11 protein-coding genes and 1 tRNA gene are annotated in these 15,489 nt (G+C 65.9%); 6 read left to right on the top strand and 6 right to left on the bottom strand.

Translation table 11 applies throughout. The features are described 5' to 3' along the window. Positions 1-144 precede the first annotated feature (144 nt). The 3 genes from ACPDIT_RS11070 to ACPDIT_RS11060 all read left to right on the top strand — a co-directional run bounded on the left by ACPDIT_RS11070 (position 145) and on the right by ACPDIT_RS11060 (position 3,330). Complete coding sequence (locus tag ACPDIT_RS11070; RefSeq protein WP_423443468.1) at positions 145-444, top strand: HPr family phosphocarrier protein; 300 nt, start codon at positions 145-147, stop codon at positions 442-444. Continuing rightward, positions 441-740, top strand: coding sequence for an Asp-tRNA(Asn)/Glu-tRNA(Gln) amidotransferase subunit GatC (gene gatC / locus ACPDIT_RS11065; RefSeq protein ID WP_423443467.1), 300 nt, complete (start codon positions 441-443; stop codon positions 738-740). The genes ACPDIT_RS11070 and gatC overlap by 4 nt, the downstream gene beginning before the upstream one ends. A gap of 379 nt (positions 741-1,119) precedes the next feature. Next, positions 1,120-3,330 (top strand): LPS-assembly protein LptD, encoded by a 2,211-nt coding sequence (locus ACPDIT_RS11060; RefSeq protein WP_423443465.1) that lies wholly within the window; start codon positions 1,120-1,122, stop codon positions 3,328-3,330. A 65-nt stretch (positions 3,331-3,395) separates the two neighbouring features. Here the strand turns inward: ACPDIT_RS11060 and ACPDIT_RS11055 are convergent, their stop codons facing one another. From ACPDIT_RS11055 to ACPDIT_RS11035, 5 genes are all read right to left on the bottom strand, one after another. Beyond that, positions 3,396-6,215, bottom strand: coding sequence for a PAS domain S-box protein (locus tag ACPDIT_RS11055; protein WP_423443463.1), 2,820 nt, complete (start codon positions 6,213-6,215; stop codon positions 3,396-3,398). Then, on the bottom strand, positions 6,212-6,973 hold the full coding sequence (locus ACPDIT_RS11050) for a substrate-binding periplasmic protein (RefSeq protein ID WP_423443461.1): 762 nt from the start codon (positions 6,971-6,973) through the stop codon (positions 6,212-6,214). The genes ACPDIT_RS11055 and ACPDIT_RS11050 overlap by 4 nt, the downstream gene beginning before the upstream one ends. A 359-nt stretch (positions 6,974-7,332) precedes the next feature. Further along, the gene (gene ribD, locus ACPDIT_RS11045) at positions 7,333-8,490 is read right to left on the bottom strand and encodes a bifunctional diaminohydroxyphosphoribosylaminopyrimidine deaminase/5-amino-6-(5-phosphoribosylamino)uracil reductase RibD (RefSeq protein WP_423443459.1); all 1,158 of its coding nucleotides are present in this window, start codon (positions 8,488-8,490) and stop codon (positions 7,333-7,335) included. Beyond that, a complete protein-coding gene (rdgB, locus tag ACPDIT_RS11040; RefSeq protein WP_423443457.1) occupies positions 8,487-9,179 on the bottom strand; it encodes an RdgB/HAM1 family non-canonical purine NTP pyrophosphatase in 693 nt (230 codons plus the stop codon). Before rdgB ends, ribD begins: the two co-directional genes overlap by 4 nt. A 115-nt stretch (positions 9,180-9,294) precedes the next feature. Further along, complete coding sequence (locus tag ACPDIT_RS11035; protein ID WP_423443455.1) at positions 9,295-10,089, bottom strand: MazG family protein; 795 nt, start codon at positions 10,087-10,089, stop codon at positions 9,295-9,297. Positions 10,090-10,367: 278 nt separating this feature from the next. On the opposite strand from ACPDIT_RS11035, the gene ACPDIT_RS11030 reads away from it, so the two are divergent. Continuing rightward, a complete protein-coding gene (locus ACPDIT_RS11030; RefSeq protein ID WP_423443451.1) occupies positions 10,368-12,482 on the top strand; it encodes a Calx-beta domain-containing protein in 2,115 nt (704 codons plus the stop codon). Between the two features lie 639 nt (positions 12,483-13,121). Beyond that, positions 13,122-13,835: a DUF481 domain-containing protein gene (locus ACPDIT_RS11025; RefSeq protein WP_423443449.1), complete on the top strand. Its 714-nt coding sequence runs from the start codon at positions 13,122-13,124 to the stop codon at positions 13,833-13,835. Positions 13,836-14,137: 302 nt separating this feature from the next. Here the strand turns inward: ACPDIT_RS11025 and ACPDIT_RS11020 are convergent. After that, positions 14,138-14,212, bottom strand: a tRNA-Thr gene (locus ACPDIT_RS11020). Positions 14,213-14,627: 415 nt separating this feature from the next. On the opposite strand from ACPDIT_RS11020, the gene ACPDIT_RS11015 reads away from it, so the two are divergent. Beyond that, entirely contained in the window at positions 14,628-15,479 is an 852-nt protein-coding gene (locus ACPDIT_RS11015) for a prepilin-type N-terminal cleavage/methylation domain-containing protein (RefSeq protein ID WP_423443447.1), read from the top strand. Positions 15,480-15,489 lie beyond the last annotated feature (10 nt).

Below are 15,489 nucleotides of genomic sequence, written 5' to 3'. Positions count from 1 at the left end.
TCGAGCGGCCTGCCGCCGCCTCGGGGCAGGGCCGGAGGTCGCACCAGCAGGCTGTCACCCAGAGAGACTGCTCCGGATGTCTGCATGTCCTGCGAATTTGGAGTGGCCAACGGTGCAGGCTTGCGCTACTAATCCCACGGTGCCATGAGCGGCCACGCAGCCAACGACAAGGTGCCGGCTCTCAAGAAGAGCCTGGTGATCACCAACAAGCTGGGTTTGCACGCCCGGCCGGCAGCCCTTTTTGTCAAGACCGCCAACCGTTTCAACTCCGAAGTCCTGGTGGAGAAGGACGGAGAAACCATCAACGGCAAAAGCATCATGGGCCTGATGATGCTGGCGGCAGGGCCGGGCAGCCGGCTCACTCTGCATGTCCGGGGTCACGACGCCGCCCAGGCCCTGGCAGAGCTGGAAGCCCTGGTCCAGAACAAGTTCAACGAGGAATGAACGCCGCGGCTCCCCGGCCCGGGATGGACGTCCGATACGTGGCTCGACTGGCCCGGTTGCAACTGACCGAGGCGGAGGCAGAGCTCTTCGGTCGGCAGCTCGATCAGATCCTCGCCTACGTCGATCAACTGAAGGAGCTGGATGTGACAGGGATCGAGCCCACCGCTCACGCGGTACCGCGCGTCAATGTCATGCGTCCGGACGAACCGCGTCCCGGACTCACCCAGGCAGAAGCGCTCGAGAACGCCCCGGCCCACGCCAACGGGTTGTTCCTCGTGCCCAAGATCGTCGAGTAAGCCCGTTGGGCGGACTTCCACTCGTTCGGGCCCCGTGTTCAAGGTCCCCACATTGGGCAGGGACCGGGGCTTTCAAAACCGTTTTCGCGCTGCGCCCCTCCCGGCCCTGAGCCGTTCCCGTGAGGCCGGGATTCAAGCGCCACGGGGATCGAACCCCGGCCCGCGGCTGCCGCCCGGGGTGTTCGTGCCCAAAGCGCCACGTCCAGATCAAACCCGTCGTGCCGAAGAAACGCGTGCGAACCCCATCGGCAGCACTGCCCCGGCCGTCCCCAGTGGAACCCGAGCGGCGCCGGGGAAAGTGCCAATCCGGCGTTTGGCCCGGGTGGACCGGATCTCGCTTGGCAGCGTGCATCGCGTCTGCTTTGCTGACCGCGCCCTGATGACTGCGCGCGTGTTCAGTTGTTGGCTGGGTATCCTGTTGCTCGCATTGGGAAGCGTTGCGCCCCACGCTGCGGAGCCCGCTCCGGCCGAGGGATGGGAGTTGGAATCGCTGACAGACCAGAGCCGGTTCGAGTACCGGCTCGGAGAGGGTCTCCTGCTGGGAACCAACGGGGTGGCCATTCGGTATGGGGACGCGTCGCTGACGGCGGACGTGGTGTGGTTGAATCAGCAGACGGGCGAGGCGGTCGCCGAGGGCCGGGTCCGCATCCTCCGCGCCGACCAGGTCTGGGTGGGTGAGCGGATCCGATACAACTTTCGCACCCGCCAGATGGAGGCGGAACAGTTCCGCACCGGACGCCCCCCGGTGTTCGCCGCGGCCGAAGGGTTGCGAGCCGACCTTGCCCGCGGCGTGTACACCGCCACCAACGCCTGGATCACCACCGACGATGTCGCCGAGCCCTTCGATCGCATCGTCGCGCGGCACATCACCATCGTGCCCGGCCAGTATCTCGAACTGCGCCACGCCACGCTTTACCTGGGCGACATCCCCGTCTTTTACTTCCCCTACTACCGCCGCTCGCTCCGAGAGACCGGCCCCCGCTGGGACCTGATCCCCGGCTATCGCAGTCGCCACGGCGCCTATCTCCTGGGGACGTATTCTTGGAATCTGAGCCCGGCGCTCGACGGCACCCTTCATCTGGACTACCGAACCCAGCGCGGCCCGGCCGCCGGCCTGGACCTCACCGGTCACGCCGGCCTGTGGGGCAATCCGGAACTCCAATACTACTACGCCCATGACGAGGACCCCGGACCCGATCCGATGGGAGGCTCCCTCGATTCCAGTCGCCATCGTTTGGCGGTTTCCTGGCTGGCCGGTCCCACCACCAACCTCCAGCTTCGCGCTCAGGTCCGCTATCTCAGCGACGCCCTGATCGAGCACGACTTTTTTGAATCCGAGTTCCGGCGCAACCCCCAGCCCCGGACCTTCTTCGAGGCCACGAGGTTTTGGGACCATTTTGCCCTCGAGCTGCTCGCGGAGCCCCGAATCAACGACTTCTTCCACACCGTCGAACGGCTTCCCGAAATCCGGCTGACCGGGTGGCGCCAGCCCGTGGGCGCCACCCCGCTGTTTTACGAGAGTCAAAGCAGCGCCGGGTTCTACCGTCTCCGCTTTCCGCAAACCAACGGAGTGGCCGAACCACGGGTGGAAGCCGTGCGAGCCGACACCCTCCATCAGCTCCTGTGGCCCTGGACCTTTGCCGACTGGCTCCACGTCACGCCGCGAGTCGGCGGACGCCTGACCGCCTACGGCGAAGCCCACGGGCCCGGCGCCCGGACCACCGATCACACCCGGGCGCTTTTCTTCACCGGACTGGACATGTCGTTCAAAGCCTCACGCACCTGGAACGACACCGCCAGCTCGCTCCTGGACATCGACGGCTTGCGTCATGTCGTCGAACCGTTCGCGCAGTATTGGTTCGTTCCGCGACCGCATCCACGCCCCACGGCGCTGCCGCAGTTCGACGGGCTGCAACCCAGTCTCTGGTTGCTGCCGCTCGATTTTCCCGCCTACAACCCGGTGGACGCACTCGACCGCATGCATCTGGTCCGTCTGGGGGTCCACCAGCGTCTGCAAACCAAACGGGCCGGAAGAGTGGAGGCCCTCGTCGATTGGTCGGTTTTCGCCGATTGGCATTTGGAGCGCGAAGCCCATCAGGACACCTTCGGCGACCTCGTCTCGGAGCTGACGTTGCGGCCGCGTTCCCGGGCGCGCGTCGATTCGACGCTCCGGTACGCCCCGGAGGCCGGACAAGTCCGGTTGGCCTTCCACAGTTTGACCCTGGAACCAGCCGATCGCTGGAGCTGGACCGTGGGCCACTATTATCTGCGCGACCATTTTGGCGCCGAACCCACCGCCTGGGGCCCCGGCCACAACCTGCTCTTTCACAGCCTGCTCTGGCGTTGGGACGACAACTGGGCCTTCCGGGTCAGCCATCATGTCGAGATCGACGCCGGCCAGTTGCAGGAGCAGTTCTACACCGTGTACCGGGACTTTCGCAGTTGGACGGGCGCCCTCACGTTCCGTGTGCGCAATCCGCAGCAGGGGCCCACCGATTACGCCGTGGGGTTCGCCTTCTCACTAAAGGCCGCGCCCAAATACCGGCCCGGCGAGGACAGTCTCAGGCCTTACGGACTCCTGGGCCGCTGAGCGAGCGATTCCCGTGCACTCCGGGAATCGCAGTGCGGTCCCGGCCCCGCAACTGCCCCTTTGCACTACCGGTCCAGGCAGGCCCGAACCATCTCTGCCAGTTGCCGGGGTCGGTAGGGTTTGGGCAGGAAATTCTCGCCCTCGACCAGGTGCCGTGCCTCCTCGACCCGCGCTTCGAAATAGCCGCTGGTGTACAAGACCTTCAATTGGGGTTTCTCGCGCAGACACTGGCGGGCCAGGTCGATGCCCGAAACGCCCCCGGGCATCACCACGTCCGTGACCAGCAAATCGATTTCGTGAGCGTGGTCCTGCCAAACCTCTCGAGCGGCAGCGGCATCGGTCGCTGTCCACACCCGGTACCCGCAGCGCTGCAGCAGATGCTCGATCAGCCCACACAAGGAAGGATCGTCCTCCACAACCAGGATCCCCTCCCGACCCCGGGGAAGGTCCTGGAGCTCTCGCTCGGTGGGAGACGCCGGCCCCACCACCGCGCGCACCGGAAGGAAGATGTGAAAGCTCGTACCCCGGCCCGGCTCGCTCTCCACTTCGATCCACCCGTGATGCTGTTTGACGATGCCGTACACGGACGCCAGGCCCAACCCGGTCCCCTTGCCGACGTCCTTGGTGGTGAAGAAGGGTTCGAAGATGTGGGGCAGGTGCTCAGGGGCGATCCCGGTGCCGGTGTCGCGCACCGTGAGACAGAGACAGGGCCCCGCGGTCGCGTCCGGGCGGCGTTGCAGGTCCTGCTCCGTGATTTCGCAGGACCGGGTCTCCACGAAGAGATCCCCTCCGTGGGGCATGGCGTCGCGGGCGTTGATGGCCAGGTTGACCAACAACTGCTCCAACAGCCCGGCATCGGCGCGAACCTGGGGGAGGCCCGGTTGCAGTTGCACGTGGATGGTGACCTGCTCCCCCAGCACGCGCTCCAGCATGCTGACCGTGTGCCGTACCACCTCGTTCAGATCCACCGCCCCCATGTGCATCGGCTGTTTGCGGCTGTAGAGCAGGAGCTGACGCGTCACCTGGGCGGCCCGCTGCGTGGCGTGGACGATTTGATCCACGCAATAGGCGTCCTCGGCCGACAACGCGTCCCGGTTCATCAACAACGCGTTCCCCTGAATGATGGTCAACAGGTTGTTGAACTCGTGCGCCACGCCGGCGGCCAGTTGTCCAATGGCCTCCAGCTTTTGGGCCTGTTGCAGCCGTTGTTCCAACGCCACTCGTTGCGTGATGTCCCGGCAGACGGCGACAAAATTGACGATGCGCCCGCCGGCGTCGCGCACGGGGGACACGGTCAGCTCGGCCTCATACAGCTGGCCGTCTCTGCGCCGGTTGGTCACGCGTCCCTTCCAGGTCACCCCTCGGCGAATGGTCTCCCAGAGTTGTCGATAAAAGCCTTCCGTATGCCGGCCGCTCTTGAAAAGGCGCGGCGTATGACCGAGCAGTTCGTCCCGGCTGTAGCCGGTCACTCGTTCCACCGCCGGATTGGCATACAGAATGACCCCTTCCGGATCGGTGACAAAGACCATCTCGTCGGCCTGCTCCACGGCGGTGACCAGGCGGGCGTGCTCCTCGGCCAGGCGACGTCGCTCCGTGACGTCCTGCAGAATCCCCAACACGCCTGTCACACGCCCCTGCGCATCCCGCATCGGCACGGCTGAGTCTGCAATCCATCGAACCTCACCCGAGCGCGTTCGGATCCGATGATCCGCCCGCCATTGACGCAGGCGCCCGTCGGCGAGCTGCTCTCGTGCCTCCGTCCAGCTCAGCCCCCGGCCCGCGCCCAGGAATTCGGTCGCCTGGACCACCTGCCGCCACACCGCAGGGGTGAACTCGGCCGGCCGGTATCCGGTAAGGGCCTCGACGCCCTCGCCCACAAACGCAAATTCATCCGAGCCAAAATCCCACTGATAAGGCACCGCATCCGCGGCACTGATGGCCTGTCGATAGCGCTCGTGATTTCGCGCCAGCTCCTCCCGCGCCCGTTTCTCCTCGGTCACATCATGCCCCAGGGCCTGGTATTCCAAAAAGCGTCCCCGGTCGTCGCGAATCGCATTCACCGTCCAACGCAGCCACCGAATCGAGCCGTCTGCCGCGAAAACGCGATTCTCGCAACTCCACGGTTCCATCTCCGGTCGAACGTTCTCCCGCACCATGCGTTCCACGTCCGGTCGATCCTCCTCGTAGACCCAGCTCAGGAACGAGCGGTCCAACAGCTCTTCAGCAGGCCGCCCCAACAATCGACAATACGCGGGGTTCACATAACTCAGCGTGCTGTCCTGGCGAAAACGCGCGCACGGATGAGGGGCCTGTTCGATTGCACTCCGGTACCGAGCCTCGCTGGCCGCCAACGCCGCATTGGCTTCGGCGAGTTCGCGGGTGCGTTCCGCCACCCGAATCTGCAATTCATTGCGCCCCTGGAGGACCCGCAAATGCCGCTCCAACAGGACCCAGCCCACGACCAGAACCAGCAGGCCGCCGAGCTGGCCATGAATGGTGCGGCAGTACCATTCGGCACGGAGCCGGCCGATCGGTGTCTCGCCCCACAGCAGGGGCGCTTCCAATTCAATCAGGGGCAGGAGCCCGGCACGGAACAACCACCGATCCATGCCGCGCAACGGGTCCGCCGTGTGCACGGAAAACAATGCCCCGGTTTCGTCCCAGACCTCCAGGCGGGCATACCCATGCGTCCGGGTCGCCAGCTCGAGATAGTCCCGGCAGACGCCGGGGTCCAGGTGCCACAGAGCCGGCGCCACCACGGCGGCGTGCTGGTCCAACTGACTTCGCGCCACGGCCCGGGCAAGGTGTTCCCATCTCACCGCCCAAACCAGATAACCCACAAAACTTGTCAGTACGACGGTCCATAACACGTTCCGTGTTTTCATGGGTTGGCCTCATGCACAGACCTGAAGGTGGTCAACCATCCTTCCGGGGAAGGTGCAGCCACGGCGACCGTGATTTCCCGAAGCGCTTCATCCAACCGCGCAATCCACGCGTCGGGGACACCGGCGCCAAAGAGGACATGTCGAGTCGGCCCGGGCGGTGCGTCCCGAAGAAGGACCGTGCGCAACTCCGCCAACAACGGGTCGCTCCCCGCCAGCAGCGCCTCCGCTTCCTCCCGGGCCATGAAAAGATAATCCGCCCTCCCGTGGACGATCATGCGCAGGAGGACCGGAACGTCGCCCGCGCTGACCATCCGGGGTGGGGCATGGCGCTCGAGTAACGGGTCCAGCCAGGGGCCGTAGGCATACCCGGCCTTGGTGAGCAACAACAGGTCATGCCGACTCAAGAGGGCCACCGCCGTGGTCTCCGGCGGAATGCGCGCGTCGCCCTGCCGCACGATCGCCACCGTCGGCCCGTCCCGATGTATGGGAATCGAGAAACGTCCCCAGGTCTCGCGTTCCGGGGTGCGAAACCAACCCACCGCCGCGTGGGCTTCCCGCGTCCGCGTCCGAAGCCACAGCAACTGCCGCCGCGGCGGCGTCAACCTCCATCGATGCGGCAGACCCGATCGCTCCAACGCCCGTCGCACGGGTTCTGCGCAAAGCCCGGTTACGCCGGTGGGCGAGGTGATGTAGTACGGGACCCGCTCATGGTAGTGAATCCAGAGTGTGTCGCGGGAAATCAAGGAAGGGGTTGGCACCCGCGAAGCCCCCAGATGTGTCCCAAACCACCACGGCCGCCCCCAAGAAAACCCGCCAACAACGCCGCCATCGAGGCAACTCCTGCAGTCGCTGACCGACTCCACGTCATGCTCGATGGCTCTTGTGCGCCCTCGTCCGGGCCGGTGACGCAGCTTCTCCCCGTGGTACCAGAGAAGGCGCCATCGGGCTTCTCGGACGACCCGCGCGCCGCCACCGTGCCAAAAAAGATCCGGTTTGTCACGCGCTTGTCACAAACCGATCTCCTGTGGGCCGACCGCCATCAGCGGACGCCAGCCCGGGTCGACCGAAGCAGGCACGGGATCCAGAGCGCGGACACGGGCCCCCACCTCCGGCCGCTCTACTGACCGTGAACGCCGGACTTCACGACCGTTCCCGGAGCTTCCACCACCGCCTCCAAAAGCAGGTCCCCCCCAACCCGTCGCCACCGCACATTCCGCAACCGGAGAATCTCAGCCCATGACCGCGCACCCTCGCCGGCCACGGCCCGGCGCGCGGCCGCTCCTCCCAAAACCCTCGGCGCATAAAAAAAGGCGATGCGATGCGCCAAACCGGCCATCAAGAAGGACGCCTGCACTTCCCCGCCTCCCTCGACCAGGACATGCGTCACCTCTGCCGCTCCGAGCCGGTGCAGCACCCATTCGACGTCCAACCGGGGTGCGCCCCCGGGGCTTCGCCCGCGCCGCGCCCGAGGCGCCCGCCAGACCTCCACCCGCGCCTCCAGCGCGCGAATTCGATCGGGCGGAGCCTCCGGGCCCACCACCACGATGGTCTGCCGGGCCCAGGCGTCCGCCGTCACCTGCGCTTCCAGCGGCGTGCGCGCCCGCGCATCCAGGATCACCCGACGTTGTCGCCACGGCCCTCGACCCCGCGGCAGCAGGCTCGGATTGTCCGCCAGCACCGTTTCAATGCCCACCAGCACTGCATCGCAACCCCGCCGCAAGCGCCATCCGAACGCGCGCGCGGCCGGGCCGGTGATCCATTTCGACTCGCCGGCGGCCGTGGCAATCTTCCCATCCAGCGTCATGGCAGCTTTTACCGTCACCAGCGGCCGCCGATGTACGATCCAGTGATTGAACGCGGCGTTCAGCTCTGCGCATTCTTCCGCCAGCACCCCGGCGGTTACCCGCACCCCCGCCGCACGGAGCAGGCTCAAGCCCCGACCCGCGTGACGGGGATTCGGATCGATTGCACCCACGATGACCTCACGAATACCCGCCTGCACGATGGCCTCGGTGCAGGGAGGGGTGCGCCCCCACGTCGAACACGGCTCGAGCGTGACCACCAACGTCGCCCCGTCCAATCGGTGGCCCCGGCGGCGGGCGTCGTTCATGGCCTCGATTTCGGCATGAGGCAACCCGGCGGCCCGATGCCAGCCACGCCCCAGCACGCGGTCATCCCGCAGGACCAGAGCGCCCACCATCGGATTGGGCGAGGTCCGTCCATACCCGCGCCGCGCCAGCCGCAGGGCTTCTCGCATCCAGCGCTCTTCGTTCATGAGCGGACCCCCGCTTCTCCGGCGCCGTGCGTGGAGCGCCACCACTCGGCCAGCGCCGCCAGCGCCCGCGCGCGATGACTGATCCGGTTCTTCACCTCCTCCCCCAGCTCGGCAAAGGTCCGGTCAAATCCCTCCGGGTAAAACAACGGATCATAGCCGAACCCGCCCGATCCCCGGGGCTGCCAGCCAATGCGGCCTTCGCAAACCCCTTCGAAACAGTGCAGTGGCTCGGCCTCGCTCTGCCGTGGCCACCGGCCCAGGGCCAGCACGCACCGAAACCGCGCCCCACGTTGCCCTTCGGGCACGCCCGCCATCAACCGCAGAAGTTTGGCATTGTTCTCCGAATCCGAACTGTTACCCGGTGCGCCCGTGTCCAGGGCCGCAAAGCGTGCCGACTCCACGCCCGGGGCCCCGCCCAGGGCATCCACCTCCAAGCCCGAATCATCTGCCAGCACCCACAAACCTTCTGGCAGCTCTGCCCGCGCAACCCCGGCGGCCTTCGTGTCCAACCAGTGGAGGACCTGTATCACCTTTTGCCGCGCGTTTTCGGCAAAGGTCCGACCGGTCTCGCTCAGATGGGGCGCGTCCGGCCAATCCGTCAAAACCCGGTAACGAATCGTTTCGCCCAGAATCCCGCGGATTTCTCCCACTTTGTGTCGGTTGCGCGTGGCCAACAGGAGCGTTTCCACGGCGCGCAGCATACCCGGTCGGGCGTGGTCCGGCAAAGCCGGCCCTCTTGGAAACGACGCGGGCAGCGCGTTCTGCGCGGACCGCTGCGGAGCCTGCAGGGTCCGTTGGGAAAGATCAGGCCCCGCGGCGGGACGCCCTTTTTGGACGCCGGTACCCGGCGACCGGCGGCTTCGGCGGGGCAGCTTTGGGGGAGTCGGTCGGCCCGGCGCCAGCCGATGCGCTCGCGCAGCGCCGTTCCAGCTGACGCCACGCCTTCTCCCGGCGTTTCGATTCCTCCCGCAAAAGTGCTTCGGCCGACCATCCCCTGACCTGCGCCATCTCCACCAACCCCCACAACGCCCGGGCCAACCGTCGCTCCGTCCATCGGCCCGACCCGGCCCCGAGCCCCAAAGACTTCGGGTCCGAAATCTCGCCGTTCCACAGGCCGGCCTTGCGCGCCTTTTTCAGCAGTTCGGTCGCCCGCATCAACGCGGGCAAATGCCGCGGGATCCCGTCGAAGGCCGAGCCCCGCTCGTGCCGGGTGCCCTGTTTCTCTTTCCGCTTCAACTCGTCCCACTGGGCCAGCACCTGCTCGGCAGTGGAGACGTTTGCATCTCCGAACACATGCGGATGGCGGTGGATCAACTTCTCGGCGATGCGTCGGGCCACCGCGTCAAAATCGAAGGCACTCCGTTCTTGCGCCAGTTGCGCGTGAAAGACCACCTGCAAGAGCAAATCGCCCAGCTCCTCCAGCAACGCCGCATCATCGCCGGACTCGATGGCGTCCAGCAGCTCGTACACCTCTTCCACCGCGTAGAACCGCAGGCTGTGATGGGTCTGTTTTCGGTCCCAGGGACAGCCTCCCGGGCCGCGCAACCGGGCCATGATCTCGAGCAACCGCTCGATCGCGGTGGGTTGTTTCTTGCGCATGATCCGGCTCAACTACAGGCCGGGCCGCGGGCGGTCAAGGTTTCTGTCCCGTGACCGACTCCGGCCCTCGGGCTTTCCGCGCACAGGACGAACTGCCAATGCCCCGGGTGGAGGGCTCCTTCAGACGCATCACACCGATCCGGTACCAGGCCTCGCGGACCCCGTGAGGAACCTTGCCGGGCGCTTGAAGCTCAGCCGGTCGCTTGCCAAATCCAGAGTTTGTGCGATCCTCAGTATGGCGACAAACCAGGAACCAAGACCAAGCCCGCGGAGGTGATATGAAGGGGAAGAAACTTGTCGCGGCGGCGTGCCTGTCCGGGTTGACCTTGCTGGCAGCCGGCTCGGCGTTTGCCCAGGATCGACCGGAGGTGGAACGAACCGTCGTCACGGTGGTTGCCACAGACCCCGAGGCCGTGGAAGGCACGGACAACATCGGGGTTTTCCTGATTCAGCGCCAGGGCAATCTCCATGTGCCGGTGACCGTTCAGTTGCGGATCACCGGCACCGCGCAGAACGGGGTTGACTACGCCCGGCTGCCGGAACACGTGACCATCCCCGCGGGCGAGACACAGGTGCGCCTCGTGGTGGAAGCGATCGCCGACCACTTGGAAGAGCCCGTCGAGAGCGTGGTGCTTCACATCGAGCCTCCCGTGTGCATTGCCATTTGGCCGCCCCCGCCGGAGTGTTACGTGGTCGGTCGGCCCGCCGAGGCGGTCGTACACATCCACGACCGAGCAGGAGCGTTGTCCCCCAGGATCGAAATCGTGCGGCCCGCCCCCGGCACGGTCTTTCCCGCACCGGCCACCGTGCCCATCGAAGTGGTGACCCGGGATCCCGATGGCTACGTGCCGCGCGTCGAATTCTTCGCAAACTCCGAGCGCATTGGCGTGCGCGAGGTCTATTTCATCATTCCGCCGCCACCCGGTCAGCCGCAACGCTTCGATTTGACCTGGTCCAACGTTCCACCGGGCGAGTACGCACTCACGGCGGTGGCCACGGATGACTCCGGCCTGACCCGCACCTCCGCCCCCGTGGTCATCCGCGTGCGCTCTCCGTTGCACGTGCCTGTCGTTCGCATCGAGGCCGTGGACCCCCACGCCACGGAACCGCAGCCCCTCACCCCTGCGTTCGATCCGGCCCGGTTCCGTCTGTACCGAGAGGGCGGCGACCTCTTGCGGTCATTCACGGTTCGTTACCACGTGGGCGGCACGGCCTCCAACGGTGTGGATTACGTTCGACTGACCGGAGAAGCGACCTTTGCCCCCGGCCGGCACACTGTGGAACTCGTGGTGCAACCGCTGCCTGATCAGCTCCCCGAAGAAACCGAGTCCGTGGTCATCGAACTGGTCCAGCCCGACTGCATCACCGCAGCCCAGCCCGGGCCGGATTGTTACGCCGTGGGTGAACCGTCCCGCGCCGTCGCTTGGATCCGCGACGTCACCCGGACGAACCAGCCGCCCTGGGTGAAACTGGTCCATCCCCCCAACGGCAAGGTGTACCATGTTCCCCTGGACCTGCGCCTGCTCGCCCTGGCCGGGGACCGCGACGGCTGTGTGCTGACCGTGGAATTCTTCGCAGACGAACACAGCCTCGGCCGCGTCACCAACCGGTTGACCATCCTCGAGCCACCCTCGCCTGACATCGCGCCGAACTGCACCATCATTCCCGCCCACCTCCCCGTGTTGCCATTCGCGCTCCTCTGGTCCAATGTCCCGGCCGGGGAACACGTCTTGACGGCTGTGGCCACGGACAACCTCGGCACGCAAAGCCGATCCGAGCCGATCACCATCCGCGTGCTCGCCGAACCCGAGCCCCCGGTGGTGCGAATCATCGCCGCCGACCCCGTCGCGCGCGAGGGCACCACAAATCGGGCTCGGTTCCTCATTCTCAGTTCCAAGCCCGCATCCGCCCCGCTCCCCGTGCACTACCGCATCGGCGGCACTGCTTCCAACGGTGCGGATTATGTCGAGATTCCCGCACACGCCGTCATCCCCGAGGGCGCCCGTTCAGTGGCCATCGACATTGTCCCTCAAAAAGATGAATTCCCGGAGGGCGCGGAAACGGTGGTGCTGCGCCTGATCGAATCACCCACCGTGGCCCAGGCCTATCGCATTGGCCGGCCCGCCGTGGCTGCCGCATTGATCCTGGATGGGCCGCATCCCCTCCCCGACCTGGCCCGCCTGGCCGACGGTGCTCTCCAATTGCGCCTGCCTTATGTACCCGGCCTGCCATACCGGATCGAAACTTCGACCAACCTGGTGGACTGGGAAGTCGTCGGCAGTGCCGTGTGCACCGAAGACGAAGTGAGCATTGTCGAACCGGATCCACGGGCCGCCCCCGCCCGGTTCTACCGCCTGGTCCCCGAATACGGCCCAACCGATTCCGACAACTGAGCACGAAATCGCCGCTTCCTCAGACCCGGCTTTTGACGGGACGCAGAGGGACTCGCCCTCCCGAAGCCGGGAGGTTTTTGGCGCGATTTCCCGGGAACAGACCGCCAGCTCCAAAGCTGTTGGTACGCTCCGACTTCATGCGGCGCGCAACCCAGGCAGCCCGGGCAGGCTCACTTCGGGACGCACTGCCTGCGGAGCCGAATTGGCTCTCCTCCCCGATGGCCCAGCGCCCAGGCCAAACCGTAAGCACCCCAACCCGGTTGTGCCTCGGCAATGTCGGAGCCCCGTCCGAATGCTTGCACCCGCCCATTCATCCGCGTCGCCCGCCGGACCGTGAACCGCACTACTGTTCCCGGAGCCCGGACCGCACGCTGCTACCAGGTTCCTGCGACGGGCTTTTCTCGAGAAGTGGCCGCTCTGATATCCACCAGTTGACCCGGCGCTTTTCTTGCGTTCGGTCCTCGTTCACGCCCGGCGCGAGAAAAGCCTTGCCCGGGAGGTCGATCTGCGGCAACGCTCACACCCTCGAAGCGAAAACGCCAAGTGGGAGAGAATCGCAGAATGGCCACCATCGGAATCAGAATTACCGGGCAAGGTCTTCTCGTCGGCTTGGGCCTCGTGCTCTTGCGCTCCGCAAGCATGGCGGACGAACCCACCGCCTCCCCGGCGGAGGCAGAACCGCCTCCCCCGAAACTCTGGACCAGCAGCGCCTTTTTGGGACTGACACTGACGCGCGGCAACAGCGACACGTTCCTGGGCAACCTGACCCTCGACAGCCGCCGCCAGGCGCCGCGTTGGGAATTGGCCCTCGGCCTGACCGCCGGCTACGGCGAATCCACGGTGGAGGGCGAAACCGAAAAGACCGCCGAGTACATGCGCGGTTTTGGCCAGTACGACCGGCGATTTCATCAGCGGGGCTACCTCGGGTTGCGCAACGACGCCGAATACGACGCAATCGCCGGCGTGGATTACCGCCTGCGGGTCAGCCCCCTAGTCGGTTGGTATCTCATCCAGCGCACCAACACGCACCTGCGCGTGGAGGCGGGTCCTTCGTGGGTGTTCGAAAACCTCGAGGGCAGGCCCTCGGACCAGTACACCGCCTTCCGGGCCGGCGAGCGATTCGAGCACAAGCTCAATCAAAACACCCGTTTGTGGCAAACCCTGGAATACATCCCCCAGGTCGATGACTGGAGTACGCGGTTCCTGCTCATCGCAGAAGCGGGCGTGGATGCGGCCATCACTCGAAGCCTGAGCCTCAGCCTCGTCCTTCAAAACAACTACAACAACGACCCACCCGCCGGCCGCAAGGCCAATGACCTCCGCGTCCTTGCCGGTCTGCGTTACAAATTCTGACCTCCGCCACCGCAGCCTTCGCGCTCACCCCGCCTCGTTTCGGACCAGGCCGCTGCACTCATCCTTCCGGCCACCACTCCGGGTCCTCCCGGAGTCAAACAGCAGCTTCTCTCTGCGCCTGGCCCCATGCGCCGCGGGCTGCAGGCCTTGCAAGCCCGAAACACCGCCTCGCCGCACTACCGGCCGCACAGAAACGTCGTACCGAGCACGGCAAGAAGGTTTGAATCACCCAACAAGAAGCAGCTCCCGGGAAGGCGGTGCCGCAGATCCGCAATGCGCAGAAAAGAATGCGCAGAAAAAACTGGAGCCAATGGCCGGATTCGAACCGGCGACCGACGGTTTACGAAACCGTTGCTCTACCACTGAGCTACATTGGCTCTCGAACCCCGGGGCACCCTCGGCGTGGCGACGCCCCAAGCCGGCCCGGGACCCCTAACCTAGCAGACACCCCCGGCCGCGGCAAGCTCCCCCAAGGGGTGCTGCCCTCGCTCCCCATTTTGGCGAGCCTGACACATCCGGGTGTCGTGTGCCTCCGGCTTCCTCCCTGGCCCACGGGAACTCCGGCGGCCCATCCCTTCACCGTGGGCAGAATCGCTTCCGCACATGGGCAGGCCGGGTCCGCCCCTCCCGCACGACCCCGGGGCCCGCTGGGACTCGAAATGGTTCGAGGACCCTGCACATGGCCGGTCCTCCGGCAGGACCTCTCCCGGGCTCCGAGAAGACCCCTTTTTGCAGGGTGGCACGAGGCCGCGGCGGGTTTATAGTGTTCGGCGGGACGCGGTGCGAACGCCGATGAAAGCAAGGAGCCAATCCGCAGGCAGCGCCGGGCCGCCCGGTTCCACCCCGGGGGCCTTCAGTTTGGTCGAGCTGCTGGTCGTCATCGCCATGATCGCGATCCTGGCCGGTCTGTTGTTGCCGGCCCTGAGTCGTTCGAAAGCCAAAGCCCTGACCGTGGCCTGCCTGAACAATCTGAGCCAGTTGCAGCGATGCTGGTACTTGTACGCGCTGGATCATGCCGATGTCCTGCCTCCCAACAATTCCGTGTACAACCTCAACACGGGCACGCCGTTGGCTCGCGGGGCTTCCTGGTGCCTGGGCAACGCCCGATTGGACGTCGAACCCACCAACATCCAGAACGGCCTGCTGTTCCCCTACAATCAATCCACCGCCATTTATCGGTGCCCGGCCGACCGCTCCACGGTCGAAACTCCCGAAGGCCAACCCCTGGGCCTGCCGCGGACGCGCAGCTACAACATGAGCCAGTCGGTCAATGGTTGGCCGGAATACGACCCGTTTCTGGCGCAATTCATCCCGTCCTACAAAAAGCTCACCCAAATCCAGAATCCCCCGCCCTCCCGGCTCATGGTGTTTCTGGATGTCCACGAGGACGCCATCCTCGACTCGCTCTTCGGCATGCCGACCCTCCAGTGGTGGGGCGACGCCCGTCAGTGGTGGGACATCCCCGCCAATCGCCACTCGCAAGGGTGCAACCTTTCCTTCGCCGATGGCCACGTCGAACACTGGCGGTGGCGCGTCCCGAAAACCGTTCGTGTCCGACTTGCCGCCCAACCCGTGCCCGACGAGGAACTGCCCGATTACCGTCGGGTCCAGCAGGCCGTCCGACAGAGCTGGGACGATCCCTGAACCCTTGCCG

The organism is Limisphaera sp. VF-2 (assembly GCF_049537125.1).
Taxonomy (GTDB): domain Bacteria; phylum Verrucomicrobiota; class Verrucomicrobiia; order Limisphaerales; family Limisphaeraceae; genus Limisphaera.
This window is presented reverse-complemented; position numbering and strand designations above follow the sequence as displayed.